Source organism: Nitratireductor sp. GZWM139 (assembly GCF_030068685.1).
GTDB lineage: Bacteria > Pseudomonadota > Alphaproteobacteria > Rhizobiales > Rhizobiaceae > Nitratireductor > Nitratireductor aquimarinus.
This window is the reverse complement of sequence record NZ_JAMQML010000001.1, coordinates 408,028-432,840: the sequence shown is the minus strand read 5'-3', so window position 1 is coordinate 432,840 and position 24,813 is coordinate 408,028. Positions and strand designations below refer to the sequence as shown.

General features: G+C 62.6%; 21 protein-coding genes. 10 read left to right on the top strand and 11 right to left on the bottom strand.

Features of this window, described 5'->3' with window-relative positions; genetic code table 11:
- Positions 1-107 precede the first annotated feature (107 nt).
- On the bottom strand, positions 108-974 hold the full coding sequence (locus NDI72_RS02065) for an alpha/beta hydrolase (protein WP_113154875.1): 867 nt from the start codon (positions 972-974) through the stop codon (positions 108-110).
- 175 nt (positions 975-1,149) lie between these two features.
- Here NDI72_RS02065 and NDI72_RS02060 point away from each other — a divergent pair, with 175 nt between their 5' ends.
- Positions 1,150-2,343 (top strand): aq_1923 C-terminal domain, encoded by a 1,194-nt coding sequence (locus NDI72_RS02060; protein ID WP_283799392.1) that lies wholly within the window; start codon positions 1,150-1,152, stop codon positions 2,341-2,343.
- Positions 2,344-2,512: 169 nt separating this feature from the next.
- Here NDI72_RS02060 and aspS read toward each other — a convergent pair whose 3' ends face one another.
- Complete coding sequence (gene aspS / locus NDI72_RS02055) at positions 2,513-4,300, bottom strand: aspartate--tRNA ligase (RefSeq protein ID WP_283799459.1); 1,788 nt, start codon at positions 4,298-4,300, stop codon at positions 2,513-2,515.
- 292 nt (positions 4,301-4,592) lie between these two features.
- On the opposite strand from aspS, the gene NDI72_RS02050 reads away from it, so the two are divergent.
- Positions 4,593-4,919, top strand: coding sequence for a hypothetical protein (locus tag NDI72_RS02050; protein ID WP_206554496.1), 327 nt, complete (start codon positions 4,593-4,595; stop codon positions 4,917-4,919).
- On the opposite strand, the gene NDI72_RS02045 is transcribed toward NDI72_RS02050, so the two are convergent.
- Positions 4,916-5,497, bottom strand: coding sequence for a TetR/AcrR family transcriptional regulator (locus NDI72_RS02045; RefSeq protein ID WP_283799458.1), 582 nt, complete (start codon positions 5,495-5,497; stop codon positions 4,916-4,918). The two genes, NDI72_RS02050 and NDI72_RS02045, sit on opposite strands and share 4 nt — an antisense overlap.
- Before the next feature lie 217 nt (positions 5,498-5,714).
- Between NDI72_RS02045 and NDI72_RS02040 the strand changes: the two genes are divergently transcribed.
- From NDI72_RS02040 to rnd, 5 genes are all read left to right on the top strand, one after another.
- Positions 5,715-6,716, top strand: coding sequence for an efflux RND transporter periplasmic adaptor subunit (locus NDI72_RS02040; RefSeq protein WP_206993545.1), 1,002 nt, complete (start codon positions 5,715-5,717; stop codon positions 6,714-6,716).
- Between the two features lies 1 nt (position 6,717).
- Positions 6,718-7,959, top strand: a complete 1,242-nt coding sequence (locus tag NDI72_RS02035; protein ID WP_206546720.1) for an ABC transporter permease — start codon at positions 6,718-6,720, stop codon at positions 7,957-7,959.
- Positions 7,956-8,642: an ABC transporter ATP-binding protein gene (locus NDI72_RS02030; RefSeq protein WP_206554494.1), complete on the top strand. Its 687-nt coding sequence runs from the start codon at positions 7,956-7,958 to the stop codon at positions 8,640-8,642. Before NDI72_RS02035 ends, NDI72_RS02030 begins: the two co-directional genes overlap by 4 nt.
- Positions 8,643-8,792: 150 nt before the next feature.
- Complete coding sequence (locus tag NDI72_RS02025) at positions 8,793-10,037, top strand: MFS transporter (protein WP_206546742.1); 1,245 nt, start codon at positions 8,793-8,795, stop codon at positions 10,035-10,037.
- Positions 10,038-10,093: 56 nt separating this feature from the next.
- Positions 10,094-11,275 carry a ribonuclease D gene (gene rnd / locus NDI72_RS02020; RefSeq protein WP_283799391.1) on the top strand — a complete coding sequence of 394 codons (1,182 nt, stop codon included), beginning with the start codon at positions 10,094-10,096 and terminating at the stop codon, positions 11,273-11,275.
- A 131-nt stretch (positions 11,276-11,406) separates the two neighbouring features.
- Here the strand turns inward: rnd and ppx are convergent, their stop codons facing one another.
- A complete protein-coding gene (gene ppx / locus NDI72_RS02015; RefSeq protein WP_283799390.1) occupies positions 11,407-12,924 on the bottom strand; it encodes an exopolyphosphatase in 1,518 nt (505 codons plus the stop codon).
- Positions 12,925-12,937: 13 nt separating this feature from the next.
- A complete protein-coding gene (locus NDI72_RS02010; RefSeq protein WP_206546723.1) occupies positions 12,938-15,157 on the bottom strand; it encodes an RNA degradosome polyphosphate kinase in 2,220 nt (739 codons plus the stop codon).
- 168 nt (positions 15,158-15,325) lie between these two features.
- Here NDI72_RS02010 and NDI72_RS02005 point away from each other — a divergent pair, with 168 nt between their 5' ends.
- Together NDI72_RS02005 and NDI72_RS02000 are read left to right on the top strand one after the other, a co-directional pair.
- On the top strand, positions 15,326-15,568 hold the full coding sequence (locus tag NDI72_RS02005) for a zinc-finger domain-containing protein (RefSeq protein ID WP_113156251.1): 243 nt from the start codon (positions 15,326-15,328) through the stop codon (positions 15,566-15,568).
- A gap of 15 nt (positions 15,569-15,583) precedes the next feature.
- Positions 15,584-16,804, top strand: a complete 1,221-nt coding sequence (locus NDI72_RS02000) for an FAD-dependent monooxygenase (RefSeq protein ID WP_283799389.1) — start codon at positions 15,584-15,586, stop codon at positions 16,802-16,804.
- Between the two features lie 114 nt (positions 16,805-16,918).
- Here NDI72_RS02000 and NDI72_RS01995 read toward each other — a convergent pair whose 3' ends face one another.
- From NDI72_RS01995 to NDI72_RS01980, 4 genes are all read right to left on the bottom strand, one after another.
- Positions 16,919-17,722: an amino acid ABC transporter ATP-binding protein gene (locus NDI72_RS01995; protein WP_113154863.1), complete on the bottom strand. Its 804-nt coding sequence runs from the start codon at positions 17,720-17,722 to the stop codon at positions 16,919-16,921.
- Between the two features lie 132 nt (positions 17,723-17,854).
- Positions 17,855-19,012 carry an amino acid ABC transporter permease gene (locus tag NDI72_RS01990; protein WP_283799388.1) on the bottom strand — a complete coding sequence of 386 codons (1,158 nt, stop codon included), beginning with the start codon at positions 19,010-19,012 and terminating at the stop codon, positions 17,855-17,857.
- A gap of 1 nt (position 19,013) precedes the next feature.
- A complete protein-coding gene (locus NDI72_RS01985; RefSeq protein WP_283799387.1) occupies positions 19,014-20,204 on the bottom strand; it encodes an amino acid ABC transporter permease in 1,191 nt (396 codons plus the stop codon).
- Positions 20,205-20,281: 77 nt separating this feature from the next.
- Positions 20,282-21,310 (bottom strand): amino acid ABC transporter substrate-binding protein, encoded by a 1,029-nt coding sequence (locus NDI72_RS01980; RefSeq protein ID WP_113154860.1) that lies wholly within the window; start codon positions 21,308-21,310, stop codon positions 20,282-20,284.
- A 347-nt stretch (positions 21,311-21,657) separates the two neighbouring features.
- Here NDI72_RS01980 and NDI72_RS01975 point away from each other — a divergent pair, with 347 nt between their 5' ends.
- Positions 21,658-22,830, top strand: a complete 1,173-nt coding sequence (locus NDI72_RS01975) for a cystathionine beta-lyase (RefSeq protein ID WP_283799386.1) — start codon at positions 21,658-21,660, stop codon at positions 22,828-22,830.
- Between the two features lie 85 nt (positions 22,831-22,915).
- Here the strand turns inward: NDI72_RS01975 and NDI72_RS01970 are convergent, their stop codons facing one another.
- Positions 22,916-23,629 (bottom strand): arylmalonate decarboxylase, encoded by a 714-nt coding sequence (locus tag NDI72_RS01970; RefSeq protein WP_283799385.1) that lies wholly within the window; start codon positions 23,627-23,629, stop codon positions 22,916-22,918.
- Positions 23,630-23,633: 4 nt separating this feature from the next.
- Positions 23,634-24,812, bottom strand: coding sequence for a mandelate racemase/muconate lactonizing enzyme family protein (locus NDI72_RS01965; protein ID WP_283799384.1), 1,179 nt, complete (start codon positions 24,810-24,812; stop codon positions 23,634-23,636).
- Position 24,813: the final 1 nt, after the last annotated feature.

Below are 24,813 nucleotides of genomic sequence, written 5' to 3'. Positions count from 1 at the left end.
TAGAGCACAGGACAGAAAAGTGGAAACCGGTTTTCGGTCTGTTCCGGTGCTCCATTAAAAGCGCAGGTCTTCCTTATGCATGCTGGGCGACCTGGTTTTTGCGTCTGTCAGCGCGTGACCTGCGCCAGGAAGCGCTCGATCGTCACCGTCGCCGGATCGCCCTGACCGCCAAGCTTGCGTGCAATCGACCCGTGCGTGTAGCGCCCGCCGTCGAAAACCGCCGCCCGCGCCCCGCGCGCCTTGAGCAGATTGGCGTAACCATTGGTCAGCGCCCTGCGTCTTTCACCATTGGAACCCGAGTGAAGGAAGAGATGCGGTGGAAAGCCCGAGCCGCGGCGCGCATAGGTGACCGGAGACCAGCGCACCCAGTCATTCGGGTCCGAGCCGAAGGCATTGATATAGGGATAGCCGAGCGAACCGCGCATGCCGGCATAGGCCACCATGTCATAGGCCTGCACGTCGTTGGGAATCACACCGCGCACATCGCCGGCGACATTGCGCGCCGCCGCCATCGCCACCAGGTGCGCACCGGCCGAATGGCCCATGAGCACGATGCGCGACGGATCGCCGCCATAGCGCGAGATGTTGGAGCGCACCCAGGAGATGGCCGCCGACAGATCGTTGACCTGCCCGTCAATGGTGGTCTGCGGCACTTTTCGATAATCGATGGCGACCAGCATGTAGCCGCGCTGGGTGAGCCATTCGGGAAGCGAATAGACCTTCTTGCGCGATCCCTTCACCCAGCCGCCGCCATGGGCGTAGATCACCACGGGAACCTTGGGGCTGCCGAAGGAGAACAGGTTCATGCGCACCACGCCGGCCTGGGAGGTCCGGCCGGGCGTGTCGGGTGCGTGAATGTCGAGTTTCAGGCCACTTCGATAGGTGATGCCTTCATGCAGCTCCACCGCCTGCGCTGCGAACGAGAAGAGAATCAAAAGAAAGGCGCTCGCCCCAAAATGCCCGAATGCCCGCATTCCCAACCTCTCTCCCGTTTTCCAAGGGTTCAGCAACCATAGCGTCATGGATAACACGCAATACTGGCCTGTGAAAATTGACACAGGTTTACCCAAAGGCCATCCTCCGACCGTAATTCTCGGCCTCCATGCCAGCAGATAACCGTTATCTTACGTTACTTTAAGGAAATTGCCCATGCTCAGCCATGCAACCAAGCTGAAGACCCTCTCGCTCGCCGCCCTGCTTTCGGCCACGGCGCTGCAGTCCGCCCAGGCCTGGGAAGCGGATGAGGTTGCCGCGCGCTACAAGACGCTGCTCGGCGATCAGGGCGTCGAGGCGGAATGGACCGCCGCACGCAAGGACGGCGATTCGATTGTGCTTGAGGGCGCGTCGTTCGGTGTCGCCGACGTCGACAAAAAGGCGAACCTTGGCGATCTGGTTCTTGAAGACGTCAGCGAAACCGACAGCGTCTATGAGATCGGCCGCGTCGCCGTTGATAATTTCCAGCAGTCCGAGGATGATTTCGACATCGCTCTGAAGGGCGTGTCCATCGAGGGGCTGATTCTGCCCAAGGAAGCGGAAGACGCTCCCTATGGCGGCCTGATGCAGTATCGCCGCTTCGTGCTGGAAAGCGCCCGCGTGGGCAAGAATGGCGATGAACCGATCTTCACGCTCGGCAATCTGGTGGCCGACACGGATCTCGGCGACGGCGCCAACAAAATGTCGTTCGAGGGCTCGGCAGAAAGCTTCTCGCTTGATCTGTCGAAACTCACCGACAGCAGGGAAGCCCACGAGCAGCTCAAGGAATATGGCTACGAGCAGCTTTCCGGCCGCGTCGACATGGCTGGCAGCTGGACGCTGGACGACGGCCGCATGCAGGTCAGCCGCTACGACCTGAAGCTCGACAATGCCGGCACACTGGCCATCACCGCCGACATCAGCGGCTACACGCCGCAATTCCTGCGCGCACTGCAGGAAATGCAAGAGAAGATGGAGAACGGCACGGAAGAGCAGCAGCAGGCGCAGGGCCTCGCAATGCTCGGCCTCATGCAGCAGCTCAACCTGCATGGCGCGTCCATCCGCTTTTCCGATGCATCGCTGACCGGCAAGCTGATCGCCTATGTGGCCGCCCAGCAGGGCGTCAAGCCGGAGGACGTGGCCAATCAGGCAAAGGCCATCGTGCCGCTCATGGCCGGCCAGTATCTCGGCCCGGACCTGACCCAGAGCCTCGCGAAAGCGGTCACCACCTATCTTGATGACCCGCGCAACCTCACGATCAGCATCGCGCCGGAAGAGCCGATGCCGTTCGCCGTTCTGATGGGCACCGCCATGGGCTCACCGGAAGCACTCGCCAGGCAGGTTGGCCTGCAGGTTCTGGCGAACCAGTAAGAGGCGTCTCACCGCCTGGCGCATCGGCGCTCCAACGGGTCAGGCAGCGCAAGCTGCCTGGCTTTTTTTTCCCCTTCAGCCGAAGCAGGGCGGAAACGAAAACGGCCCCGCCAGTGAAGGCGAGGCCGTTTTCAAGATGTTTGGGAGACGCGGTTTAGCGCCCTGCGCGTCAGTCCTTCTTGACCGGAGCGAGACGCAGGTTCAGCTCGCGCAGCTGCGCCGGCGTTGCCTCGGAAGGCGCGCCCATCAGGAGATCCTGCGCCTGCTGGTTCATCGGGAACATGGTGATCTCACGCAGGTTCTTCGCGCCCAGAAGCAGCATCACGATGCGGTCGATGCCGGCGGCCATGCCGCCATGGGGCGGCGCGCCATACTGGAACGCGCGGTAGAGACCGCCAAAGCGCTCCTCCACTTCCAGCTGATCGAAACCGACCTTCTCGAACGCCTTGACCATGACTTCCGGCAGATGGTTGCGGATGCCGCCCGATGCGATCTCGAAGCCGTTGCAGACGAGGTCGTACTGCCAGGCCTTGAGCGACAGCGGGTCATCGCCTTCCAGCCCCTCAAGGCCGCCCTGCGGCATGGTGAAGGGGTTGTGGCCGAAGTCGAGCTTGTCCTCGTCTTCGTTCCATTCGTAGAAGGGGAAATCCACGATCCATGCAAGGGCGAAACGCTCGCGGTCGACCAGATCGAGCTCCTCACCGGCGCGCGTACGCGCAGCGCCCGCAAAGCCGGCGAATTTGCGCGGATCGCCAGCGGCGAAGAAGCAGGCGTCACCGTCTTCCAGACCAAGCTGGGTGCGGATCGCCTCGGTGCGCTCCGGGCCGATGTTCTTGGCAATCGGACCAGCGCCTTCAAGGCCCTCGCCTTCCTTGCGCCAGAAGATGTAGCCCAGACCCGGCTGGCCCTCGCCCTGCGCCCAGGAGTTCATGCGGTCGCAGAAAGCGCGGCTACCGCCGGTCTTGGCCGGAATGGCCCACACTTCGGCCTTTTCGTCATTGGCCAGAATGTTGGCGAACACCTTGAAGCCCGATCCGCGGAAATGCTCGGAAACGTCTTCCATCTCGATGGGGTTGCGCAGGTCCGGCTTGTCGGAACCATATTTGCGCATGGCCTCGTCGTAGGGAATGCGCGGGAAGACATCCGTGACCGGCTTGCCATTGGCAAACGTCTCGAAGATGCCGCGCATGACGGGCTCCATCGTCTGGAACACATCTTCCTGCTCGACAAAGCTCATCTCCAGGTCGAGCTGGTAGAACTCGCCCGGCAGGCGGTCGGCGCGCGGGTCCTCATCGCGGAAGCACGGCGCGATCTGGAAATAGCGGTCGAAGCCCGACATCATGATGAGCTGCTTGTACTGCTGCGGCGCCTGCGGCAGCGCGTAGAACTGGCCCTCATGCAGACGCGACGGCACGAGGAAGTCGCGCGCGCCTTCCGGCGAGGATGCCGTCAGGATCGGCGTCGAATATTCGGTGAAGCCGACCTCGCCCATGGCGCGGCGCATCTCGGCGATGATCTTCGTGCGCTGCACAATGTTCCTGTGCAGCGTTTCGCGGCGCAGATCGAGGAAGCGGTATTTGAGGCGGATATCTTCCGGATAGTCCGGCTCGCCGAAAACCGGCAGTGGCAGTTCCTTGGCCGAGGACAGAATCTCGATCTCACGGGCGAAGATTTCGACTTCACCGGTGGGAAGATTCGCGTTGATGGTCTCGTCCGTGCGGGCCTTCACCTCGCCGTCGACGCGAATGACCCACTCGCCACGCACGGTCTCGGCCACCTGGAAAGACGGAGAATCGGGATCGGCGACGATCTGGGTGATGCCGTAATGGTCGCGCAGGTCGATGAACAGCAGGCCGCCATGGTCGCGCACACGATGGACCCAGCCGGACAGGCGCACATTGGCGCCGACATCGGATTTTCTCAGTTGGGCGCAGGAATGGCTGCGGTAGCGATGCATGGTCATATCATCCGTGTCTTGGAATTCTTGCTCAGGCCCCGTGGAAAAAGGGCCAGAAGGTCGGCGGGAAAAGCGCATGGGAGGTGCGATTTGTCAAGGTGTCGCGCCCGCGCGGGCACTGCGCCGGCCAAAAACCCGCCCGTAAAACCTCTGCCGCCCGCGCCATTCCGCTTCCCCGCCGGAGCCTGCATCCTACGAATGCAGGAATTGCCGGTCCCCTGCCCCCATGCGACACTTGCCCCCGTGTCCTTGAGGAGAGACTTCAATAACAAGCGATGAAGGGACCGGGACAATGCACGCACTCCAAAGAGTAGCCGCGCTCGCAGCACTGGCTGCCGGGCTCGCCGGATGCAACCAGACGACACAATCCGAAAGCACATCAATGTCGGGCAGCACGGCTGCGGCCATGCGCACCGGCAGCCCGCAGGACGAGCAGGCCTGCCTCGCCGCCGTGGCTCAACAGACCAACAACACGGTGACGGTGCTGAGCTCGGAATTCTCCGAAGCGAACACGCTGGTCATGGTCGGCGTCGGCCCCAATCGCGCGCCATGGCGCTGTCTGGTGTCGCGCGGCATCGTCTCCGAGGTCATGTCGATGGTGAATGAGGGTGCGCTTTAGGCACTTTGTGCGTTCGCCAGATGGCGGGCGACCGCATCGCCCAGACCGAGTTCCTTGAGAAGGCGGGTGAAGTAGCTTCGCAGCCCCTCCTCCGTCTTCGCCCCGGGCTTCAAGAGAAGCTCATACATCAGTGCGCCGCTGAACATGTCCTGAAACATGTCCACATCCGTGTCGGCCGGCAGCGCGCCTTCGGCACGTGCGCGCTCCACGATCACATTGAAGGCGGCGCGGCGTGGCGCGAGATAAACCTCCCAGAAGACGCCGAGCAGGTCGGGCGCATCCGGCACGGAACCGATGATGCGGGCGAGAAGCCGACGCGCATCGTGCTCCACCCACCCCTTCGGCCCGTAATCGATCATCATGCCGACCAGCACCTCCAGCGGCAGCGCCCGCCATTCGCCAAAATCCTGCTCGGCATTTTCCTTCAGCCGCCCCAGCGCATCGGCGATCAGCGTTTCGCGCGTCGACCAGCGCCGATAGATGGTGGCGCGGGTTACACCGGCCTTGCGCGCGATCTTCTCAAAACTCGCGCCATCGAGCCCGTTGGCCACGAAAAGCCCGAGCGCGGCATCGAGTATGGCCGCGTCGGTCTGCGGATCGCGGGGGCGGCCCGGGCCGCGTGCCTTACCCTGCGAATTTTGCGTGTCGCCGGACAGGGTTCTTCTCCATCGTTGCGTCAGATCAAAGCGAAGCCTCTCTCAGCATGAGAAAGGCAATTGTACGACCGAAATAATTTCGATACAGATATGCATCGTATTTATTTTGCCGCCTCCTGCGGCTGTCAGGGAGAACGACGTGACATTCCTCCGCCTCTTTCTAGCAGCCATTCTGCTTGCCGCGGCTGCCGGTGCGGCTTTCTGGTATCACAACCAGCCCGCCCCTGTCGCAGTGACCGGTCCTGAAAGGGGCAGCGCCGCCGACATCGTGTTCGCTTCCGGCGTGGTGGAGCCACGCAACTGGGCCAAGGTAACCTCGCTGGTGCGCGAACGCATCGTCGAAGTCTGCAATTGCGAGGGCGAGCGCGTTGAGACCGGCGACATTCTGGCGCGGCTCGACGCCACCGAGGCCGAAGCTATCCTCACCGAACTGAAGGCCCGCTACAAGCTGGCGGTGGATGAGCGCGACCGGCTGACCCTGCTCGTGGAACGCAATGTCACCAGCGTGACGGCGCTGGAACGCGCCAGCGCGGAAGTAAGTCAGGTGGAAGCTCTGATTGCCGGCCAGACCGCGCGTCTTGAGGACTACACGCTGCGCGCACCAAGCAACGGCATGGTTCTGCGTCAGGACGTGGAAATCGGCGAGATTGCCGAGCCCGGTCATGTCCTGTTCTGGGTCGGACGGCTCACGCCGCGCATTGTGGTGGCCGAGGTCAATGAGGAGGATATTCCGAGCATCGAGCCCGATCAGGACGTGCTGATCCGCTCGGACGCCTTTCCGGGCCGCGAACTGGAAGCGATAGTCGACAGCATTACCCCCAAGGGCGATCCTGTTACCCGCACCTATCGCGTGCGCCTCGCCCTGCCGGACGACACGCCGCTCATGATCGGCATGTCCGTCGACGCCAACATCATCACCCGCGTGGTGAAGGACACGCTCCTCGTGCCGGCGCTGACGCTCCATGGCAATGACCTTTTCGTCGTCGAGAATGACGCAGCGAAGCGGGTGACGGTCGAGACCGGCATTCGCGGGACCGAGCGGATCGAGATCCTCTCCGGCCTCGATGCCGGGGCGCAGATCATCACCCCCTACCCCGACACGCTGGAAGACGGAACGCCCGTCGCCATAGAGGCCGAATAACATGCGCCTCATCCTCGACATCGCGATGACCCACATCGTCGGTCGCGGGCGACAGACGCTCGTGGCGGTGATCGGTGTGGCGGTCGGTGTCGGCTTTTCCATCGCCATGGCGGCGCTCATGCAGGGTGGCCAGGACGATTTCGTCGAACAGCTCATCGACACCATGCCGCATGTGCAGATCACCGACGAGCGCCGCAGCGCCCGCCGCCAGCCGGCCGAAGATGCGTTCGATGCGGCCGCGATATCCGGCCTGCGTCCACCCGACGACCGGCGCGGCATCATCAACCCCACTGCGGCGCTGGCCTGGCTGGAAGGCTGGGTGCCCGGCAATGTCGCGCAGAGCCTCAGAACACAGGGCGTGGTGCGCTATCAGGGCCGCGAGGCGGGCGCCGCCCTTGTCGGGGTAGAACCGGAAACGGAACGCACCATCTCGCCCATTGTCGAGGATTTCACCCGTGGCAGCTTCGCCACCCTGTCCGAAGGCGGCAACAACATCGTCATGGGCGACCGCATGGCCGACAAGCTGGGGGCGGATCTCGGCGACACGGTCACGGCGGTTTCGTCTTCAGGACTGACGCGCAATTTCCGCATCACCGGCCTGTTTCACACCGGCACCACGGCCCGCGACGAGGGCGAGGCCTATCTCCTCCTGAAGAATGCGCAGATCCTTTCCGAGCGGACCAACGCCATCAACGACATTCGCATCAAACTGCGCGATCCCTACGCCGCAACGACAGCCGCCCAGCGCATTGAGGCGGAACTCGGCTACAAGGCCGTTTCCTGGCAGGAGGCGAACGAGGCCATCATGGAGGCTTTCGTGGTGCGCAATGTCATCATGTATGCGGTGGTGGCGGCAATCCTGCTGGTGGCCGGTTTCGGCATCTTCAACATCGTCTCCACCATCACCCATGAGAAGGCGCGCGACATCGCCATCATGAAATCCCTCGGCTTCAGCCGCAGCGACATGCAGCGCATGTTCGTGATCGAGGGCATCGCCATTGGCGCTGCCGGTTCCATTCTGGGCTGGGTTCTGGGCTTCGCCCTCACCTACGCTCTCTCCTCCATTCGCTTCGAACTTGATGCCGGCGGTCAGGAGATGACCGAGCTGCCGATAGCCTGGAGCGCCCTGCACTATGCCATCGCCTCGGCCTTCGCGCTGGGCTCGGCTGCGATTGCCGGCTATCTGCCAGCGCGCAAGGCGGCAAGGCTTCATCCGGTCGACATCATTCGGGGGGCCTCATGACCGCGCTTCTGGAAGCCCGCAATCTGACCCGCATCCTGCCGGAAACCATCCCGGTGACGCTGGTCAGGGATGTCTCGCTAACCGTTGCCGAGCGCGAATTCGTGGCCATTACCGGCCCCTCCGGCTCTGGCAAATCCTCGCTTCTCTATCTGCTTGGCCTGCTCGACCGGCCAACCAGCGGCACGCTCACCATCGAGGGCCGCGACACCGGTCCCATGAACGATGCCGAGCTTGCCCGCACACGGCTGGAGATGCTCGGTTTCGTCTTCCAGTTCCACTTCCTTCTGCCCGAGTTCACCGCCCGTCAGAATGTCGAGATCCCGATGCGCAAGCTCGGCAGGCTCTCGCGGCGGCAGATGCGCGACCGCGCCGGCGATCTGCTTGCCATGCTCGGCCTTGCCGATCATTGCGACAAGAAACCCTACCAGCTCTCCGGCGGCCAGCGGCAGCGTGTCGCCGTCGCCCGGGCACTCGCCAATGATCCGCCCATGGTTTTCGCCGACGAACCGACAGGCAGCCTCGATTCGAAAAGCTCCGAACAGGTGTTCCAGACCCTGCGCGACCTCGTTTCCGAGCGCGGCAAGACGGTCGTGGCTGTAACGCACGATCTGGACATGGCGGCGCGCATGGACCGGCGCATCCATCTGGTGGACGGCATGCTGGCGGAAGCCGACGACGACTGACGCCCGACGACGCACGGCGACGTTTGACGCGAATGAGGCGGCTGGGATGATCGGCCCACCCGCCTGGCTCAAGAGAATTGGTACAGCCCGGCCTATAGCTCGATCATGAAGGGCGCGACCGGCCGCGCCGCCAATACCGGGCCTTCCGCCATGTCCAGCCTTCGCCCGCTGATCCCGCTTCTCATCGCTGCAGGCATCCTGCTGGCGGGCAACGGGCTTCAGGGCACTTTGATCGCGCTGCGCGGAGCGGAAGAAGGTTTTTCCGAAACGCTGATCGGCCTTATGGGCAGCGCCTATTTCGCCGGTTTCCTGATTGGCTGCCTGTGCGTGCCGCGCCTGTTGCGGGCCGTCGGCCATATCCGCGCCTTTGCGGCGCTCGCGGCGATGGGAGCGGCAGGCTCCCTGCTTCTCATTCTGTTCGTCGATCCCATCGCGTGGATCGCCATACGTTTTCTCTCGGGGATCTGCTTTTCGAGCCTTTTCACCACCATCGAGAGCTGGCTCAACTCGGCTGCGAGCAACAGCAACCGCGCCCGCCTTCTGGCCGTCTATCGCATCATCGACATCGGTGCTGTGACCGGCTCGCAATACATGCTTCCCGCGCTCGGCATTGAGGGGTTCACGGTCTTCGCGGTGATGGCCATGATGATCACCCTTTCGCTGGTGCCGGTCTCCATGGCCGACCGCTCCAACCCCAAGCCCCCGGCCGAGTTCAGCCTGAACCTGCCGGCCGTCTGGCGCATCTCGCCCCTGGCCGCCTTTGGCTGCCTTTCCGTCGGTCTCACCAACAGCGCCTTCCGCATCGTCGGCCCGATTTACGGCCAGTCCATCGGCCTGAGCGTGTCGGAGATCGCCACTTTCATGAGCGCGGGCATCATCGGCGGCGCGGTGATGCAATATCCGCTGGGTGCGCTCTCAGACCGGCGCGACCGGCGGCAGATCCTGCTGGGCACCACCATTGGCGCGCTGATCTCCGCGCTCATCATCGTCTGGTTTGCGGGCGATGACCGCACGGCGAACATGCTGCTCGTCTTCCTGTTCGGCGCGTTCGCCATGTCGCTCTATTCGCTGTCCGTGGCCCATGCCAACGATCACGCCAAGAAGGACCAGTTCGTGCAGCTGGCGGCCGGACTGCTCTTCTTCTATTCGGTCGGCGCCATGGCCGGCCCGCTGCTCGCCTCGCTTCTCATGCAGCGTTTCGGCCCGCATGCATTGTTTGCCTATACCGCCCTCATCTATGCGGTTCTCATCGCCGTCACGATCTACCGGATGCGCGCCCGCCCGGCCGTGCCGAGAGCGCATCGCCCGCGCTTTGCAGCGCTCCTGCGCACCTCGCCCGTTTTCATGCGCATGGCCCGGCGCAGCCGGAACTCCCGCCCTGCGAACGACGGATAAGCCGTGTTGCACAGCGTTTTCTTTCCTTTTTCCTCCGCATGACCTAAAGAAGCAGAATGCAGCTGATTACTACGCAAAAAGACCTCGAAGCCGCGATCACCGCGCTCAAGCAGTCCGATTTCGTCACCGTCGACACCGAATTCATTCGCGAATCGACTTTCTGGCCAGAGCTTTGCCTGATCCAGATGGCCGCACCCGGTGTCACGGCGCTGGTGGATCCGCTTGCCGACGGGCTGGATCTGAAACCCTTCTTCGAGCTGATGGCCGACGAGAACATCGTCAAGGTGTTCCACGCCGCGCGTCAGGATGTGGAGATCGTCTACCATCTGGGCAAGCTGATCCCGCACCCGCTGTTCGACACGCAGGTGGCGGCATCCGTCTGCGGTTTCGGCGACAGCGTTTCCTACGATCAGCTCGTCGCCAAGATCACCGGTGCGCGCATCGACAAGTCGTCGCGCTTCACCGACTGGCGTCGGCGCCCCCTCTCCGACAAGCAGCTCAGCTATGCGCTGGCCGACGTCACGCATCTGATTGATGTCTATCAGCACCTCAAGGGGCAGCTGGAGCGCGAGGGCCGCGCCCACTGGCTCAATGAGGAGATGGCCGTATTGACCGCCCGCGAGACCTATGATCCGCATCCGGACGACGCCTGGCGTCGCCTGAAGCTGCGCGTCAAGAAACCCATCGAGCTGGCCATTCTCCAGCACGTTGCGGCCTGGCGCGAACGCGAAGCGCGCGAACGCAATGTGCCGCGCGGCCGTGTCGTGAAGGACGATGCGCTCTACGAAGTGGCACAGCAGCAGCCGCGTGATGTGGAAGCGCTCGGCCGGCTTCGCACGATCCCCAGAGGCTGGGAGCGCTCGGGCGCTGCCGCCGGTCTTCTGGGCGCGGTCGCCAAGGCCATGGCGCTGCCGAAGGAAGACCTTCCCCGCCTGCCGCGCCCGCCACAGGCGCCGGAAGGCGCCGCAGCCGCAGCAGAGCTCTTAAAGGTCTTCCTGAAGCTTGTCGCCGACCGTCAGGGCGTTGCCGCCAAGATGCTGGCCTCCAGCGATGATATCGACCGCATTGCCGCTGACGGCGAGGATGCCGACGTTCCGGCCATGTCCGGCTGGCGGCGCGAAGTGTTCGGCGATGAAGCACTGAAACTGGTGCGCGGCGAACTCGCCCTGCGCTTCAACAGGCGCAAGATCGAGATCTTCGAGCCTGCGGCGGGGGCTCAGCGCGAACCGGCTGAATAGTCCAGGCACCTCAACGGACGTCCTGTCCCAAGGAATATTGCGAGCGGAGAGTTGATTCAGCTCTCCGCTCTATCTTTTTGATTTTCCGGATTTATGCAGGTTTCAGGCAAAACCGTCTGACTGCAAAAACTCTAGCTTTCGGCCACTTCCAGCGCGAGCTTGAGCCCCGTCACCCTGGCCAGATGCGCCATGCGGCCGACCGGGCGCTCACCCATCAGCGCCCTGTGCGAATGCGGGATGAGAAGCACGGTCGTGCCATCATCGCGCTTTTCCCATTTCAGCTTGGGCATGATGCCCGGCATCGAGGCCGTGAGCAGATAGACCACCCGCAGCAGGCCGCCCAGAATGCGCGCACGCTCCACATAAAGCGGCGTTGCAAGCTGGCGCATGCGCGGTGACAGCGCATCGTCAAACAGCCCCTCATGCCGGAACAGATTGGCGAGCGCGATGAAGGCCCGGCCCGGATGATCGATGCCGATGAAGGAGCCGTGCGCGATGATGTTCAGCGACTGCGTGCCACGATATTCGGGGTGCGCCCGCCAGCCAATATCGGCCAGAAGACAGGCGGCCCTGCGGTAGCGCGCCTCTTCCTCGGTTTCTTCGATGCCGAGCGCCTTCATCGCCGGTCCGCTCCACTCCGCCAGCTCCCGTGCATGGGTGACAGAGCGCGAACGCAGCACCGCCAGCTCCTCGGCCGCCGAAAGCAGCGGATCGCGCTTGCGGTCTTCCTTTTCGAGAAGCGAATAGAGATACCCCTCGCGCACGCCGAGCGCGGAGAAAACGATTTTGGAAGGCTGCGAGGACCGGATGATCTCCTGCAACACCGTTGCGCCATAAGGCAGAAGCGCGCGGCGGTTCTTGGAGATGTGGCTGATGCCGGCAAAACGGTCCACACCGCCGGCAACGCGTTTGAGGAAATCGACCGACTGCTCGATGTCCATCTCGTAGTGGTGCATCACCTCGAGCGGATAGCCGGTCTCCAGCATGTGCAGGCGGGCGAGATTTCGCCAGGTGCCGCCCACGCAGTAGAAGGGTCGCCCGGCCCCGTCTTTCATCCACGGGGCGCGGGCCAGTTCATCGCGGGCGATGCGCGCCGCTTTGGCGACGGAGTTGTCGGACATCTCCTTGAGCCGGAGGCCGCCCAGCGGCAATGTGATGCCGTCTTCCAGGTCATAGCCCTCGACATCCACCAGTTCGAGACTGCCGCCGCCCAGATCGCCGACAATGCCGCTTGGCTTGTGGAAGCCTGACATGATGCCATAGGCGGAGTATTTCGCCTCTTCGCGGCCCGTGAGCACGCGAATGTCCGTGCCCAGGATTTCTTCGGCCCGATGAATGAAGTCCGGACCGTTCTTCGCCTCACGCGCAGCCGCGGTGGCGAGCACATGGAGAGACTGCGCGCCGGCCTGCTCGGACAGCGCGCGAAAGCGGCGGAATTCGCCAACAGCCCTTGTCACACCTTCGGGATCCAGTTCCCCGGTCGTGACGATGCTCTTGCCGAGGCCGGCAAGCATTTTTTCGTTGAACAACACACTCGGAGAGCGCGCGATTCCCTCATAGATCACGAGGCGAATCGAGTTTGACCCGATATCGATGACCGAAACGGGACGCCGGTCCTGAAGCCGGCCCTGAGAATTAGCTATGCCCAAGAGTTAGCGCTCGTCAGTCCGTTGGTGAACCGGGCCCGACGTCCGCTTTCCTGCGCTTTCTGAAAGCGGTGATCCGCTTCGGCGCATGGGACTTCAAGGCATTGCCGCGACCGGATAGGCTCGGATTCGTCATGAAATATTCCTGAGCGTTGAACGGTTCTTCTCCCTCGTCGGGCATAATGCGCCGCGAAGTTCCATCCGGCAATACTTCAAAGCTTTGCTGATTGTCCATGATGTTTCCGAGCATAATTTGCCCGATGACCTGCTCATGCACGGTGGGGTTGGTGATCGGCACCATGGTTTCTACCCGCCGATCCAGATTGCGGGGCATGATGTCGGCGGACGAGATGTAGACGATCGCCTCATCCGACGGCAGGCCGTGGCCGTTGCCGAAACAGTAGATCCGGCTGTGCTCCAGAAAGCGGCCGACAATGGATTTCACGCGAATGCGCTCGGACAGCCCCGGCACCTGCGGGCGCAGGCAGCAAATGCCGCGCACCACGAGATCCACCTCGACACCCGCCTGCCCTGCTTCATAGAGCGCATCGATCACCAGCGGATCAACCAGCGAGTTCATCTTCATCCAGATCTGCGCCGGACGGCCCGACCGGGCATGCTCGATCTCTGCCTGAATGTGGTCCAGTAATCGGTTGCGCAGCGAGAATGGCGACACGGCAATGCGCATTTCGCCATCGGGCTCGGCGTAGCCGGTGATGAAATTGAACACCTGCGCCACGTCGCGCGCGATTTCCGGATCATCCGTGAAATAGGACAGATCCGTATAGATGCGCGCGGTGATCGGGTGGTAGTTGCCGGTGCCCAGATGGCAGTAATTGCGCAGCTTGCCTTCCTCGCGGCGCACCACGAGCGACATCTTGGCGTGGGTCTTGAGTTCGAGGAAGCCGAACACGACCTGCACGCCGGCACGCTCCAGATCGCGCGCCCAGCGGATGTTTGCTTCCTCGTCGAAGCGGGCTTTTAACTCCACCAGCGCCGTGACCGACTTGCCGGCCTCCGACGCCTCGATGAGCGCCCGCACGATGGGGCTGTCATTGGAGGTGCGGTAAAGCGTCTGCTTGATGGCCACCACTTCCGGGTCCAGCGACGCCTGGCGTAGGAACTGCACCACGACATCGAAGGATTCATACGGGTGGTGGACGATAAGGTCCTTCTCGCGGATGGCGGCGAAACAGTCGCCATTATGCTCGCGAATGCGCTCCGGGAAACGCGGATTGTAGGGCGAGAAGAGCAGGTCTTCGCGCGGCACTTTCACGATCTCGGAAATCTGGTTGATCGCCAGCGGCCGCTCCAGAACCGTGATGCGGTTTTCGGCAACGCCCAGCTCGCTGGCGACGAAGTCGCGCAGGCCTTCGGGCATCTCGTCATCGAACTCAATGCGGATCACCGAGCCGCGGCGGCGGCGCTTGAGCGCCGATTCGAAGAGGCGCACCAGATCCTCGGCCTCTTCCTCCACCTCGATATCGCTGTCGCGAATGAGGCGGAACGTGCCCGAACCGATAACCTTGTAACGCGGGAACAGCTTGCCGATGAAAAGGTTGACCACATCTTCCAGCGTGATGAAACGCACCGTGCCATTGTGCACCGGAAGCTGGATGAAGCGCTTGAGCGCCACCGGCAGGCGCAGAAGCGCCGTCATCGGCTCCAGTTCGCCCTCATGCTGGAGTTCGAGCGCAATGGAGAAGCCGAGATTCGGGATGAACGGGAACGGGTGCGCCGGGTCGATGGAAAGCGGCGTCAGAACCGGGAAAATCGCTTCCATGAAGTGATCTTCGAGCCATTGCATGTCGACTGGGTTCAGCGCATCGGCGCGCACCAGCTCAATGCCTTCCTTGCGCAGAAGGTCCAGCAGTGCATTCAGGCTTGCGTGCTGGTCGTTCTGCAGTCCGGCCACCTCGCGCAGCACATGCTCAAGCTGCTCTTCCGGCGTGCGGCCATCGGCGCTGCGCGTGGCGATGTGCTCGCGCACCTGACCGGCAAGACCGGCGACGCGCACCATGAAGAACTCATCGAGATTGTCGGCCGAGATCGACAGGAAACGCAGCCGCTCGAGCAGCGGATGGTTTTCGTTCTGCGCCTCGCCGAGAACACGGCGATTGAACTGCAGCCAGGAGAATTCGCGATTGACGAAACGGTCCGGCCCCACGGCGGCGATCTGCCCAGTCGGTCCGCCATCAACGGAGAATTCTTTCGTGACCGGCTTCAACTGGTTCATGATCCTGCCTGCGCCCCTTGATTTCCACAGCACGGGCCGTTGTCTACTGGTGGCCCAGTGTACCTCGTGACATGGTTTTATGACAGTTTCATATCAGAGGCTTGCAAAGACGCAGTTTATGCTACAAACGCAAGCGACTTTCCAACGCATTCCAAGCGGGAGAAGATGATGGCCGGATCAGCCATTCCCCATTTCCAGAACACCAACGGACACCAGGCAATCGAAATCGGCGTGAAGGAATTCATGTGCGTCGGTGCGAATCCGCCCTTCGATCATCCGCATGTGTTCATCGACATGGGCGATGAGAACGAGCGGGTCTGCCCCTATTGCTCGACGCTTTACCGCTACAATCCGGCGCTGAAGGCGACGGACACGAAGCCCGAGGGCTGCATTTACGACGAAGCGGCCTGATCGGCCCGCAGGCCGATGACGGACGAACCAGCAGCAATCATCGTCGGCGCAGGCGTTGCCGGGCTGACGGCAGCACTTGCCCTGGCGCGGCATGGTCTTGCCTCGCGCATCTATGAGCGTGCGCCGGAACTCCACGAAGTGGGGGCCGGCCTTCAGCTTTCGCCCAACGCAACCCGCCTGCTCGACAGGCTGGGCGTGCTTGAGGAACTGCGCGCTTCGGCCGTGGAGCCGCAGGCCGTCGTTCTCAAGAAGGCTGCGACACTCGCCCCCCTCACCCATGTTCCGCTCGGTGCGGCCGCACAGGCCCGCTGGGGCGCACCTTATCTTGTGGTGCACCGCGCCGATCTGCAGGCAGCCCTTCTGAACCGTGCGCGCCAGCAACCGCTGATCGAGATCGTCACCGGCGCGCTGGCCGAGAAAGCCGATTTCCACGCCGGTCGTCCACGCCTTCAGATCCTGCGGGACGGCGAAAGCGAAGAGGTGCACACGCCCCTCCTGATCGCGGCAGACGGGGTCTGGTCGCATCTGCGCCGCCTCGCCCGCACCGCCGTGCGCAGCCGCTTTACCGGTTACGTCGCCTGGCGCGCGACAGTCCCCGTCGAAGAGGCGCTGGCTGCCGGCGACGGTGCGATCCAGCCCGACCGGGTGACGGCCTTCATGCACCCCAAATTCCATCTGGTCGCCTATCCGATCAGTGGTGGCAAGGCGATCAATCTGGTTGCGATTGTGCCGGGCGAAGTGCCGCTCAACGCCTGGGCGCAGGATGCTGACGACGCGCCGCTGAAAAAGACGCTCGCCAGCGCCAATCCCGCCCTTGCCAGGCTGGCCGCCAGCAGACATGCCTCCTGGACCGTCTGGCCCATCCATCAGGTGGACCCGGCCGATGCCTGGACAAAGCCCGAGGGCCTCGCGTTGATCGGTGATGCCGCCCATGCGGTGCCGCCCTTTGCGGCGCAGGGCGCCGGCATGGCGATTGAAGATGCGACCGTGCTTGTCAATCTTGTCGCGAAGCACCGCGATGCGCCTTCTGTGGCGCTTGCGGCCTATGAGGCGCAGCGCAAACCGCGCGTGAGCCGCGTCGCCCGACGCGGCGCGTTCAACCGCTTCACCTGGCACGCCAGCGGTCCCGTGGCGCTTGTGCGCGATGCCGTGCTCAAGACACGCAGCCAGGAAGCGCTGATGGCGGATTTCGACTGGCTCTACGGTTTCGACGCAGAAGCGGCTCCTGAAAGCTGAGGCGGGCTGACAGCCCCTGCCCGCCGCTCTCTTCCCGGTTCATCCCCCAAATGCAAAACGCCGCGCTCCCGTGAGGAAACGCGGCGTTTGGTGTCTGCGCCGGAGCGCCTGTGGTCAGTGCAGGATCTGCGACAGGAACAGTTTTGTGCGCTCGTGCTGCGGGTTGTCGAAGAACTCCGCCGGGGTGTTCTGCTCGACGATCTGCCCCTGATCCATGAAGATCACGCGGTTCGCCACCTGACGGGCAAAGCCCATTTCGTGGGTCACGCAGATCATCGTCATGCCTTCTTCGGCGAGATCGACCATGGTGTCGAGCACCTCCTTGATCATCTCGGGATCAAGTGCTGAGGTCGGCTCATCGAACAGCATGATGCGCGGGTTCATGCACAGCGCGCGGGCAATCGCCACGCGCTGCTGCTGGCCGCCCGAAAGCTGGCCCGGATACTTGTTCGCCTGTTCCGGGATCTTGACCCGCTCCAGAAAGTGCATCGCGGTCGCCTCGGCCTCTTTTTTGGGCGTCTTGCGCACCCAGATCGGGGCGAGCGTGCAGTTTTCCAGAATGGTCAGATGCGGAAACAGGTTGAAGTGCTGGAACACCATGCCGACTTCGCGCCGCACCTCATCGATCTTTTTCAGATCGTTGGTGAGCTCGATACCGTCCACGACGATCTTGCCCTTCTGATGCTCCTCCAGACGGTTGATGCAGCGGATCATGGTCGACTTGCCAGACCCCGAAGGACCGCATACGACGATGCGCTCACCGCGCATGACGCGCAGATTGATGTCCTTGAGAACGTGGAAATCGCCATACCATTTGTGCATGCCCACAATATCGATTGCGACGTCGGTATCGGAGATCTGCATCTTGCTCCGGTCAGCATGGAGCTCGTCTGCTTTAACGGCGTTTTCTGATGCCATTTTGTTCAATTCCCCTTGGCTCTCGGCCCAGAGCGTTTCCGCTTTTTATTGAATCGCGAAAACGCTCCAATTTATTGGTCCTTGCGCAATTCCGGACGGGAAACCGGTTCCCGCTTTTCCCGGAATTGCTCTCTAGCGTTTGTGACCGGTATCGAGCCGGCGTTCCATAAAGATAGAGTAGCGCGACATGCCGAAGCAGAACAGCCAGAACACGAAACCGGCAAATACCAGACCGGTAATCGGCGTCTGGGGCGACGCCCAGTTCGCATCCGAGAAGTTCTGACGCACCGCCCCCAGAAGGTCGAACATGCCGATGATGTAGACCAGGCTCGTATCCTTGAACAGGCCGATGAACGTGTTGACGATGCCGGGAATGACCAGCTTGATCGCCTGTGGAAGAACGACGAGGTTCATCTTCTTCCAGAAGCTGAGACCCAGCGCATCCGCACCTTCATACTGCCCTTTCGGGATTGCCTGCAGGCCACCGCGGATCACCTCGGCCATATAGGCGGAAGCAAACAGCGCCACGCCGACCAGTGCGCGAAGCAGCTTGTCGAACGAGGTGCCCGGCGGCAGGAAGAGCGGCAGCATGACACTCGCCATGAACAGGATGGTGATCAGCGGCACGCCGCGAATGGTCTCGATGAAGACCACGCAGACAAGCTTCACCACCGGCATTTTCGACCGTCGCCCGAGCGCCAGCAGAATGCCGAGCGGGAAGGAAACGGCGATGCCCACATAGGCCAGCACCAGCGTCACCAGAAGCCCGCCCCACAGCGGCGTCGGCACGGGCGTCAGCCCGAAGATGCCGCCCGAAAGCAGGAAGAAGCCCACAATCGGGAACGCCACGAAAAGCAGCAGCGCATTCAGCCCCTTGCGCGGCACGCTGGGAAGCAGAAGGGGCGTCAGGAGCGAGATGAAGATCGCGCCCGTCAGATAAACGCGCCAGCGCTCATCCACCGGATAGCGGCCAAACATGAACTGCTTGAACTTGGCGTCAACGAAAGCCCAGCAGGCCCCCCTCCAGCCATCCGGCTGGACGCCGCCCTGCGCCACCGTGGCGCAGACGGAACGGTCCGAACCCGTCCATTGTGCGTTGATGAACGCCCACTGGATGATCGGTGGCACGATCAACAGGACCAGGATGATGCCGATGAGCGTGAAAATCGTGTCAACGGGGTTGGCGAACAGGTTCTTGCGCAGCCACGAGCCCAACCCGTGATTGGAGGCAGGCGGCGGCTGGCTGGCCGCCATTTCGGCGCGGACGAAGGAAAGATCGTGTTCTTGCATCTTACCGCTCCACCAGCGCCATGCGCGCATTGTACCAGTTCATCAGACCTGCCGTTCCCAGACTGAGCCCGAGATAGACAATCAGCCAGATCGCGACGACCTCGATGGCCTGACCTGTCTGGTTGAGCGTGGTGCCGCCCGTTGCAACCAGATCCGGATAGCCGATGGCCACCGCCAGCGAAGAGTTCTTCGTCAGGTTGAGATACTGGCTCGTGAGCGGCGGGATGATGATCCTCAGCGCCTGCGGAATGATGACCAGCCGCATTGTCTGGCCGGAGCGCAGGCCCAGCGCATGCGACGCCTCGCTTTGCCCCCGGTTCACGCCGACCACGCCGGCGCGCACGATCTCCGCGATGAAAGCCGCGGTGTAGAACGACAGCGCCAGATAGAGAGACAGGAACTCAGGCCTTATCTGCATGCCGCCACGCAGATTGAAGGTCGAAAGCTGGGGGAACTCGAAGCTCAGCGGGAAACCGGTGACGATGAACGCCAGCGCCGGAAGCCCGATGATCAGGCCGACACTCGTCCAGAGCACCGGAAACTGCTCGCCGGTTGCCATCTGTTTCTTGTACGCCCAGCGGCGCATGAAGAAGATCGTGACAAGCGCCGCCGCGAAAGCCACAAGAACGAGCCATGCGCCCGGCCCCCACTGGAAGGCAGGCACGAAGAGACCACGTGCGTTGATGTAGGATCCGAGCGGCAGGTCGATGCTCTCACGCGGCAGCGGCAGCACCGAAAGAACGCCAAAATACCAGAAGAAGATGACGAGAAGCGGCGGAATGTTGCGGAAAACCTCGACATAGACGAGGCAGATCCGGTTGATCAGCCAGTTTTTCGAAAGACGCCCGATACCGATGATGAAACCGATCACGGTCGCTGTAATAATGCCCACAATCGCAACACGCAGCGTGTTGAGAAAGCCGACGAACAGCGCGCGGCCATAAGTGGAATCGGATGAATACTCGATCAGGCTGTCGCCGATATCGAAGCCGGCGCGTCCCTTGAGGAAATCGAAACCGGAAGCGATGTTGGCGCGTTGAAGATTGGCTGTCGTGTTGCCGACGATCCAGTAGACCAGGGCAAACAGGCCGACGAACACCAGGACTTGATAGGCAATTCCTCGAACGCGCGGATCATAGAGCAGCGGCACACGAGGCGCCGCGCCCTCCGCAGTTGAGTGCTGGGTGGCCATGGCTATCCTCACCAGGAATGGTGAAAGGCGGTGCGTACCGCCTTTCACGCATTATGTTGACGGAATCCGATCTGCGATCAGCGGATCGGCATGCCGTACTGGAGGCCACCCTTGGTCCAAAGGGCGTTGATGCCGCGCGAAATCTTGAGCGGGCTTTCCGCACCAACATTGCGCTCGAAGATGTCGCCATAGTTGCCGACATGCTTGACGATCCGGACAGCGAAGTCGTTCGTCAGGCCGAGATCCGTGCCGAGCTTGCCACCTTCTTCGGTGCCCAGAAGACGACGCAGTTCCGGATTGTCGGACTGCATCTTCTCTTCGAGATTGTCCTTGTTCACGCCCAGCTCTTCAGCATTGACGAGCGCATAGTAGGTCCACTTGACGATATCGAGCCACTGATCGTCGCCATGGCGCACTGCCGGGCCAAGCGGCTCCTTGGAGATGATCTCGGGAAGCACGATGTGATCACCCGGGCTGGCCAGGTTCAGGCGCACGGCATAGAGGCCGGACTGGTCGGTCGTGTAGACGTCGCAGCGCCCTGCATCATAGGCCGAATTCACCTCTTCGAACTTCTCGAACACAACAGGATTGTATTCCATGTTGTTGGCCTTGAAGTAGTCGGCGAGGTTCAGCTCCGTCGTGGTGCCGGCCTGCACGCAGACCGTCGCGCCGGAAAGCTGCAGCGCGGACTTGATGTCGGGCAGGTTCTTGGCGTTCACCATGAAACCCTGACCGTCATAATAGGTGACGCCGGCAAAGTTGAGACCCAGCGCGGTGTCGCGGCTGATGGTCCAGGTCGTGTTGCGCGAAAGAACGTCCACCTCACCCGACTGGAGCGCGGTGAAACGGTCCTTTGCGGAGAGCGGCGAGAACTGAACGGCGTCCGGATCGTCGAAGATGGCCGCAGCCAGCGCACGGCAGAAATCGACATCGAGGCCGGTCCAGTTGCCATCATCATCGGGCGCGCTGAAGCCGATCAGACCGGTGTTCACACCGCACTGCACATGGCCCTTCGCCTTCACATCGTCGAGCGTAGCGGCAGAAGCCGGCGCGGCCATGACTGCGACCACGGCAGAGCCGAGCAACGCTTTGACTAATTTCTTCATGATTCAGAACCCTTTTTCTGTTTTTGGGCTTATCCCCTGACACTTTTCAGTGCGGAAGCAGGCGAATGCCGAACACCGGGCTCTTCGGGCAGCATACTCCAGAAGTGGAGCTTCAATACCCAAAAGGCGAACGGACACGCGCTTCCTCTCCCACGCACTGCAGCCATCGAATGCGATAAATTCTTTTGGGTCAAGTGTGAAAGAGGCTTGTTCCAGAAGCAAAGGAGACGCCCGTTTGCGGTTGACGTGCAGCGCACAATCGCGTTCCATCCGCCCGCCTTTTCCGGCGCATTTCAACGCTCCTGGCCTTCCGGCAAGCGCCGCAGACAATCAAGCGACAGGGTTCCATGAACGACAAGACTAATACTAAAGTCGGAGACAACACGCGCCTTGCCCATATGGGCAACAATCCGCGCGACTTCCACGGCTTCGTCAATCCGCCGGTGGTGCACGCCTCCACCGTGCTCTTCCCCGACGCACACACCATGGCGACGCGGAACCAGAAATACACCTATGGAACCCGCGGCACCCCGACGAGCGACGCGCTTGCAGCGGCCATGAACGAGCTTGAAGGATCTGCCGGAACCATCATCGTGCCCACGGGGCTTGCGGCCGTAACGGTACCCATGCTCGCCTTCCTTTCGGCGGGCGACCATGTGCTGATTGTCGATTCGGTCTATCACCCGACCCGCTATTTCGCCGACACGATGCTGGCGCGGCTTGGCGTGGAAGTCACCTATTACGATCCGCATCTGGGGGCCGACATCACTTCGGTCATGCAGTCGAACACCAAGGTGGTTCTGACGGAAGCGCCCGGCTCCGGCACGTTCGAGATGCAGGACATCCCGGCAATCGTCGAGGCAGCGCACAAGGGTGGCGCCATCGTCATGATGGACAACACCTGGGCCACCCCCCTCTTCTTCCGTCCGCTCGATCACGGCGTCGATATTTCGATCCAGGCAGCGACCAAATATCCGGGCGGCCATTCGGATATTCTGCTCGGCACGGTTTCGGCCAATGAAGCCTGCTGGGAGCAGCTTCTGGACACGCATGGGGCGCTCGGCATGTGTGCTGCGCCCGACGATGTCTATCAGGTGCTGCGCGGCCTGCGCACCATGGGCGTGCGCCTTGAACGCCACCAGAAAAGCGCGCTCACGCTCGCCCGCTGGCTGGAAGGCCAGAAAGGCGTGGCGCGCGTGCTGCATCCGGGCCTCGAATCGCATCCGGGCCATGAAATCTGGAAGCGCGACTTCACCGGCGCGAGCGGCCTCTTCTCCATCGTGCTCGATGGCGGGGGCGAGAAGGAAGCCCATGCCTTCCTCGACGCGCTGCAATATTTCGGTCTCGGCTATTCCTGGGGCGGCTATGAGAGCCTCGCCGTGCATGTGCAGCTCAACGACCGCACCGTGGCGCATGCGCCCAAGGAAGGCCCGGTCATGCGCCTGCAAATCGGGCTCGAGGATGTCGAGGACCTGCAGGCCGACCTCGCCCGCGCCCTTGAAGCGGTGAACGCACTCTAGAGTCAGGACCCTGGGCACAGGCCTTTTCAGACTGCAAACCGCCCGCGTGGTCGAGCCTCGCGGGCGGTTTTCGTTTCTGCAAAAACTAGACCTGGAACAGACGCCCGGCCCCGTCGGCGCGCCGGTCAAGGCCAAGAAGCCCCATCGCGCCCCAGGCCCCGGCCAGAGCGCTCGAGACGACCGGCAGGCCACAACGCTGCTCGACCGGCTCCGTCACCGGAAGCGTTTGCAGACCGCCGCATGAAATGAAGAGCGCCTCTGCGTCTTTCGCCGCCCGGCAGGTTTCCGCTCCCAGATCGATCAGCGTTTCGCTGGTCACGGATGCAATCGCGTCCACATCCTCGATGTCGAGTGAGCACAGAACCGTCACCTCGAATCCGGCGGCCTCCAGATAGGCCTTCAGGCGGTCATTGACGGCGCTGCGATAGGCAGTCGCCACCGCGAGCCGGCGCACGCCAAGGGCCGCAAGCGCTTCGAGCACGCTATCGGTCATCGTTGTTGCGGGCAATCCCGACGCTTTCTCCATCGTCGCGATCAGCTCCGCATTGAATGCAGCGCCACGATAAAAGCTCAGCGATGTGCCCATCAGCGAAATTGCCTGCGCGCCCCGCTCCGCCAGACGCGCGGACAATTCCTCCACCCGCTCGATCACCGCATCATAGCCTTCCGGCGAGAGCGCCTTCAGCGCCAGCCCCTCGGCGATGAATTCAGCCCGTCCCGCATAAAGCGCCAGCGGTTCCGGCGGCACAGCGCCCGCCGCCGGTGGAACGATCATGCCGATTACCGGTTTGCCGCCCATCCCCTCACCCCTTGCCATGACCGGCAGCCGACGGTCTCGCAGCGAACGCCTCGACGGCCTCCATGTTCAGATCGAAGCCGAGGCCCGGGCGTTCCGAAAGGCTCATCCTGCCGCGTTCCGGCTTCTGCAGCCCGGTGAAGATCTTCTCGCACACATTGACCGCCGGCACGTGATACTCGACCAGCCCGCCATTCGACACACCGGCATGCAGATGCGCATTGTGGAACGGCCAGCCACCGCCATTGGCGATGGGCGTTGCGAAGGCGTCGGCCATCGCCGCGATTTTCTGGGCCTGCGTAAAGCCTCCGCCGATCACCACGTTCGGCTGCAAGACATCGACGCATTTCTCGACCAGCAGATCGCGGAAACGGTAGGAAAGCCCCTCATTCTGCCCCCCTGCCAGCGGCACCGGGCAGCGCCGGCGCAGATCCGCCAGCCAGCCAATGTCGTTTTTCAAAAGCGGCTCCTCGAAGAAGTCGACCCTGTAGGGCGCAACCGCCTGCGCCAGTTTGAACGCGCTGTGCGGATCGAGATTGCAGTTTGCGTCGATGAAGAGCTGCACTTCCGGGCCGACCGCTTCGCGCACTGCGGCCACCCGGCGCGCATCCTCCGCAATCATTTCGGCAACGTCGATCACATCGCGGCGGCGGGTCGCCTCGGGCGCTACCGTCATCTTGAGACGCTTGAAGCCGGCATCCACCCAGAACTGCGCCGATTGCACCAGCTGGTCGATGGTGAGGAAATTGAAGCCACAGGTCACATAGACCGGCACGTCCCGGCGCGCGCCGCCCAGAAGCCGCCACACCGGCTGGCCGAGGACCTTTCCCTTCAGATCCCACAGCGCCGTGTCGACGGCGGAGATCGCATGCGCTGCATAGCCAGTCTGGCCGCGCGGGCTCATGAGCCAGAAGAGCTTTTCCCAGATCGCCTCCGTCGCCAGCGGGTCCATGCCCTCCAGCGCGGGCGCCGCCACTTCGCGAATGGCCTCGGCGACGGTGCGTTCCTCGGTGATGGCCGTAAAACCGTGCCCCACATGGCCATCGGCGGTTTCCACCGTGCAGACCACGGCGGAGAGATCGAGACTGCGGGTCACGCCCGCCGCCGTGATCTCGGCTGGTATGTTGAGAGCGTAGCTCTGGATGCGCGTGATGGCGCGCGCTTGTGCCGAAGGCGACTGCAACATG

Coding starts and splice junctions, on each gene's coding strand:
- NDI72_RS02065 (WP_113154875.1), bottom strand. CDS start 974: ATGCGGGCATTCGGGCATTTTGGGGCGAGCGCCTTTCTTTTGATTCTC.
- NDI72_RS01985 (WP_283799387.1), bottom strand. CDS start 20,204: ATGGCCACCCAGCACTCAACTGCGGAGGGCGCGGCGCCTCGTGTGCCG.
- rnd (WP_283799391.1), top strand. CDS start 10,094: ATGCAGCTGATTACTACGCAAAAAGACCTCGAAGCCGCGATCACCGCG.
- NDI72_RS01975 (WP_283799386.1), top strand. CDS start 21,658: ATGAACGACAAGACTAATACTAAAGTCGGAGACAACACGCGCCTTGCC.
- NDI72_RS01980 (WP_113154860.1), bottom strand. CDS start 21,310: ATGAAGAAATTAGTCAAAGCGTTGCTCGGCTCTGCCGTGGTCGCAGTC.
- NDI72_RS02025 (WP_206546742.1), top strand. CDS start 8,793: ATGTCCAGCCTTCGCCCGCTGATCCCGCTTCTCATCGCTGCAGGCATC.
- NDI72_RS01990 (WP_283799388.1), bottom strand. CDS start 19,012: ATGCAAGAACACGATCTTTCCTTCGTCCGCGCCGAAATGGCGGCCAGC.
- NDI72_RS01995 (WP_113154863.1), bottom strand. CDS start 17,722: ATGGCATCAGAAAACGCCGTTAAAGCAGACGAGCTCCATGCTGACCGG.
- NDI72_RS02030 (WP_206554494.1), top strand. CDS start 7,956: ATGACCGCGCTTCTGGAAGCCCGCAATCTGACCCGCATCCTGCCGGAA.
- NDI72_RS02000 (WP_283799389.1), top strand. CDS start 15,584: ATGACGGACGAACCAGCAGCAATCATCGTCGGCGCAGGCGTTGCCGGG.
- NDI72_RS02060 (WP_283799392.1), top strand. CDS start 1,150: ATGCTCAGCCATGCAACCAAGCTGAAGACCCTCTCGCTCGCCGCCCTG.
- NDI72_RS02035 (WP_206546720.1), top strand. CDS start 6,718: ATGCGCCTCATCCTCGACATCGCGATGACCCACATCGTCGGTCGCGGG.
- NDI72_RS02010 (WP_206546723.1), bottom strand. CDS start 15,157: ATGAACCAGTTGAAGCCGGTCACGAAAGAATTCTCCGTTGATGGCGGA.
- aspS (WP_283799459.1), bottom strand. CDS start 4,300: ATGCATCGCTACCGCAGCCATTCCTGCGCCCAACTGAGAAAATCCGAT.
- NDI72_RS02005 (WP_113156251.1), top strand. CDS start 15,326: ATGGCCGGATCAGCCATTCCCCATTTCCAGAACACCAACGGACACCAG.
- NDI72_RS02050 (WP_206554496.1), top strand. CDS start 4,593: ATGCACGCACTCCAAAGAGTAGCCGCGCTCGCAGCACTGGCTGCCGGG.
- NDI72_RS01965 (WP_283799384.1), bottom strand. CDS start 24,812: ATGTTGCAGTCGCCTTCGGCACAAGCGCGCGCCATCACGCGCATCCAG.
- NDI72_RS01970 (WP_283799385.1), bottom strand. CDS start 23,629: ATGGGCGGCAAACCGGTAATCGGCATGATCGTTCCACCGGCGGCGGGC.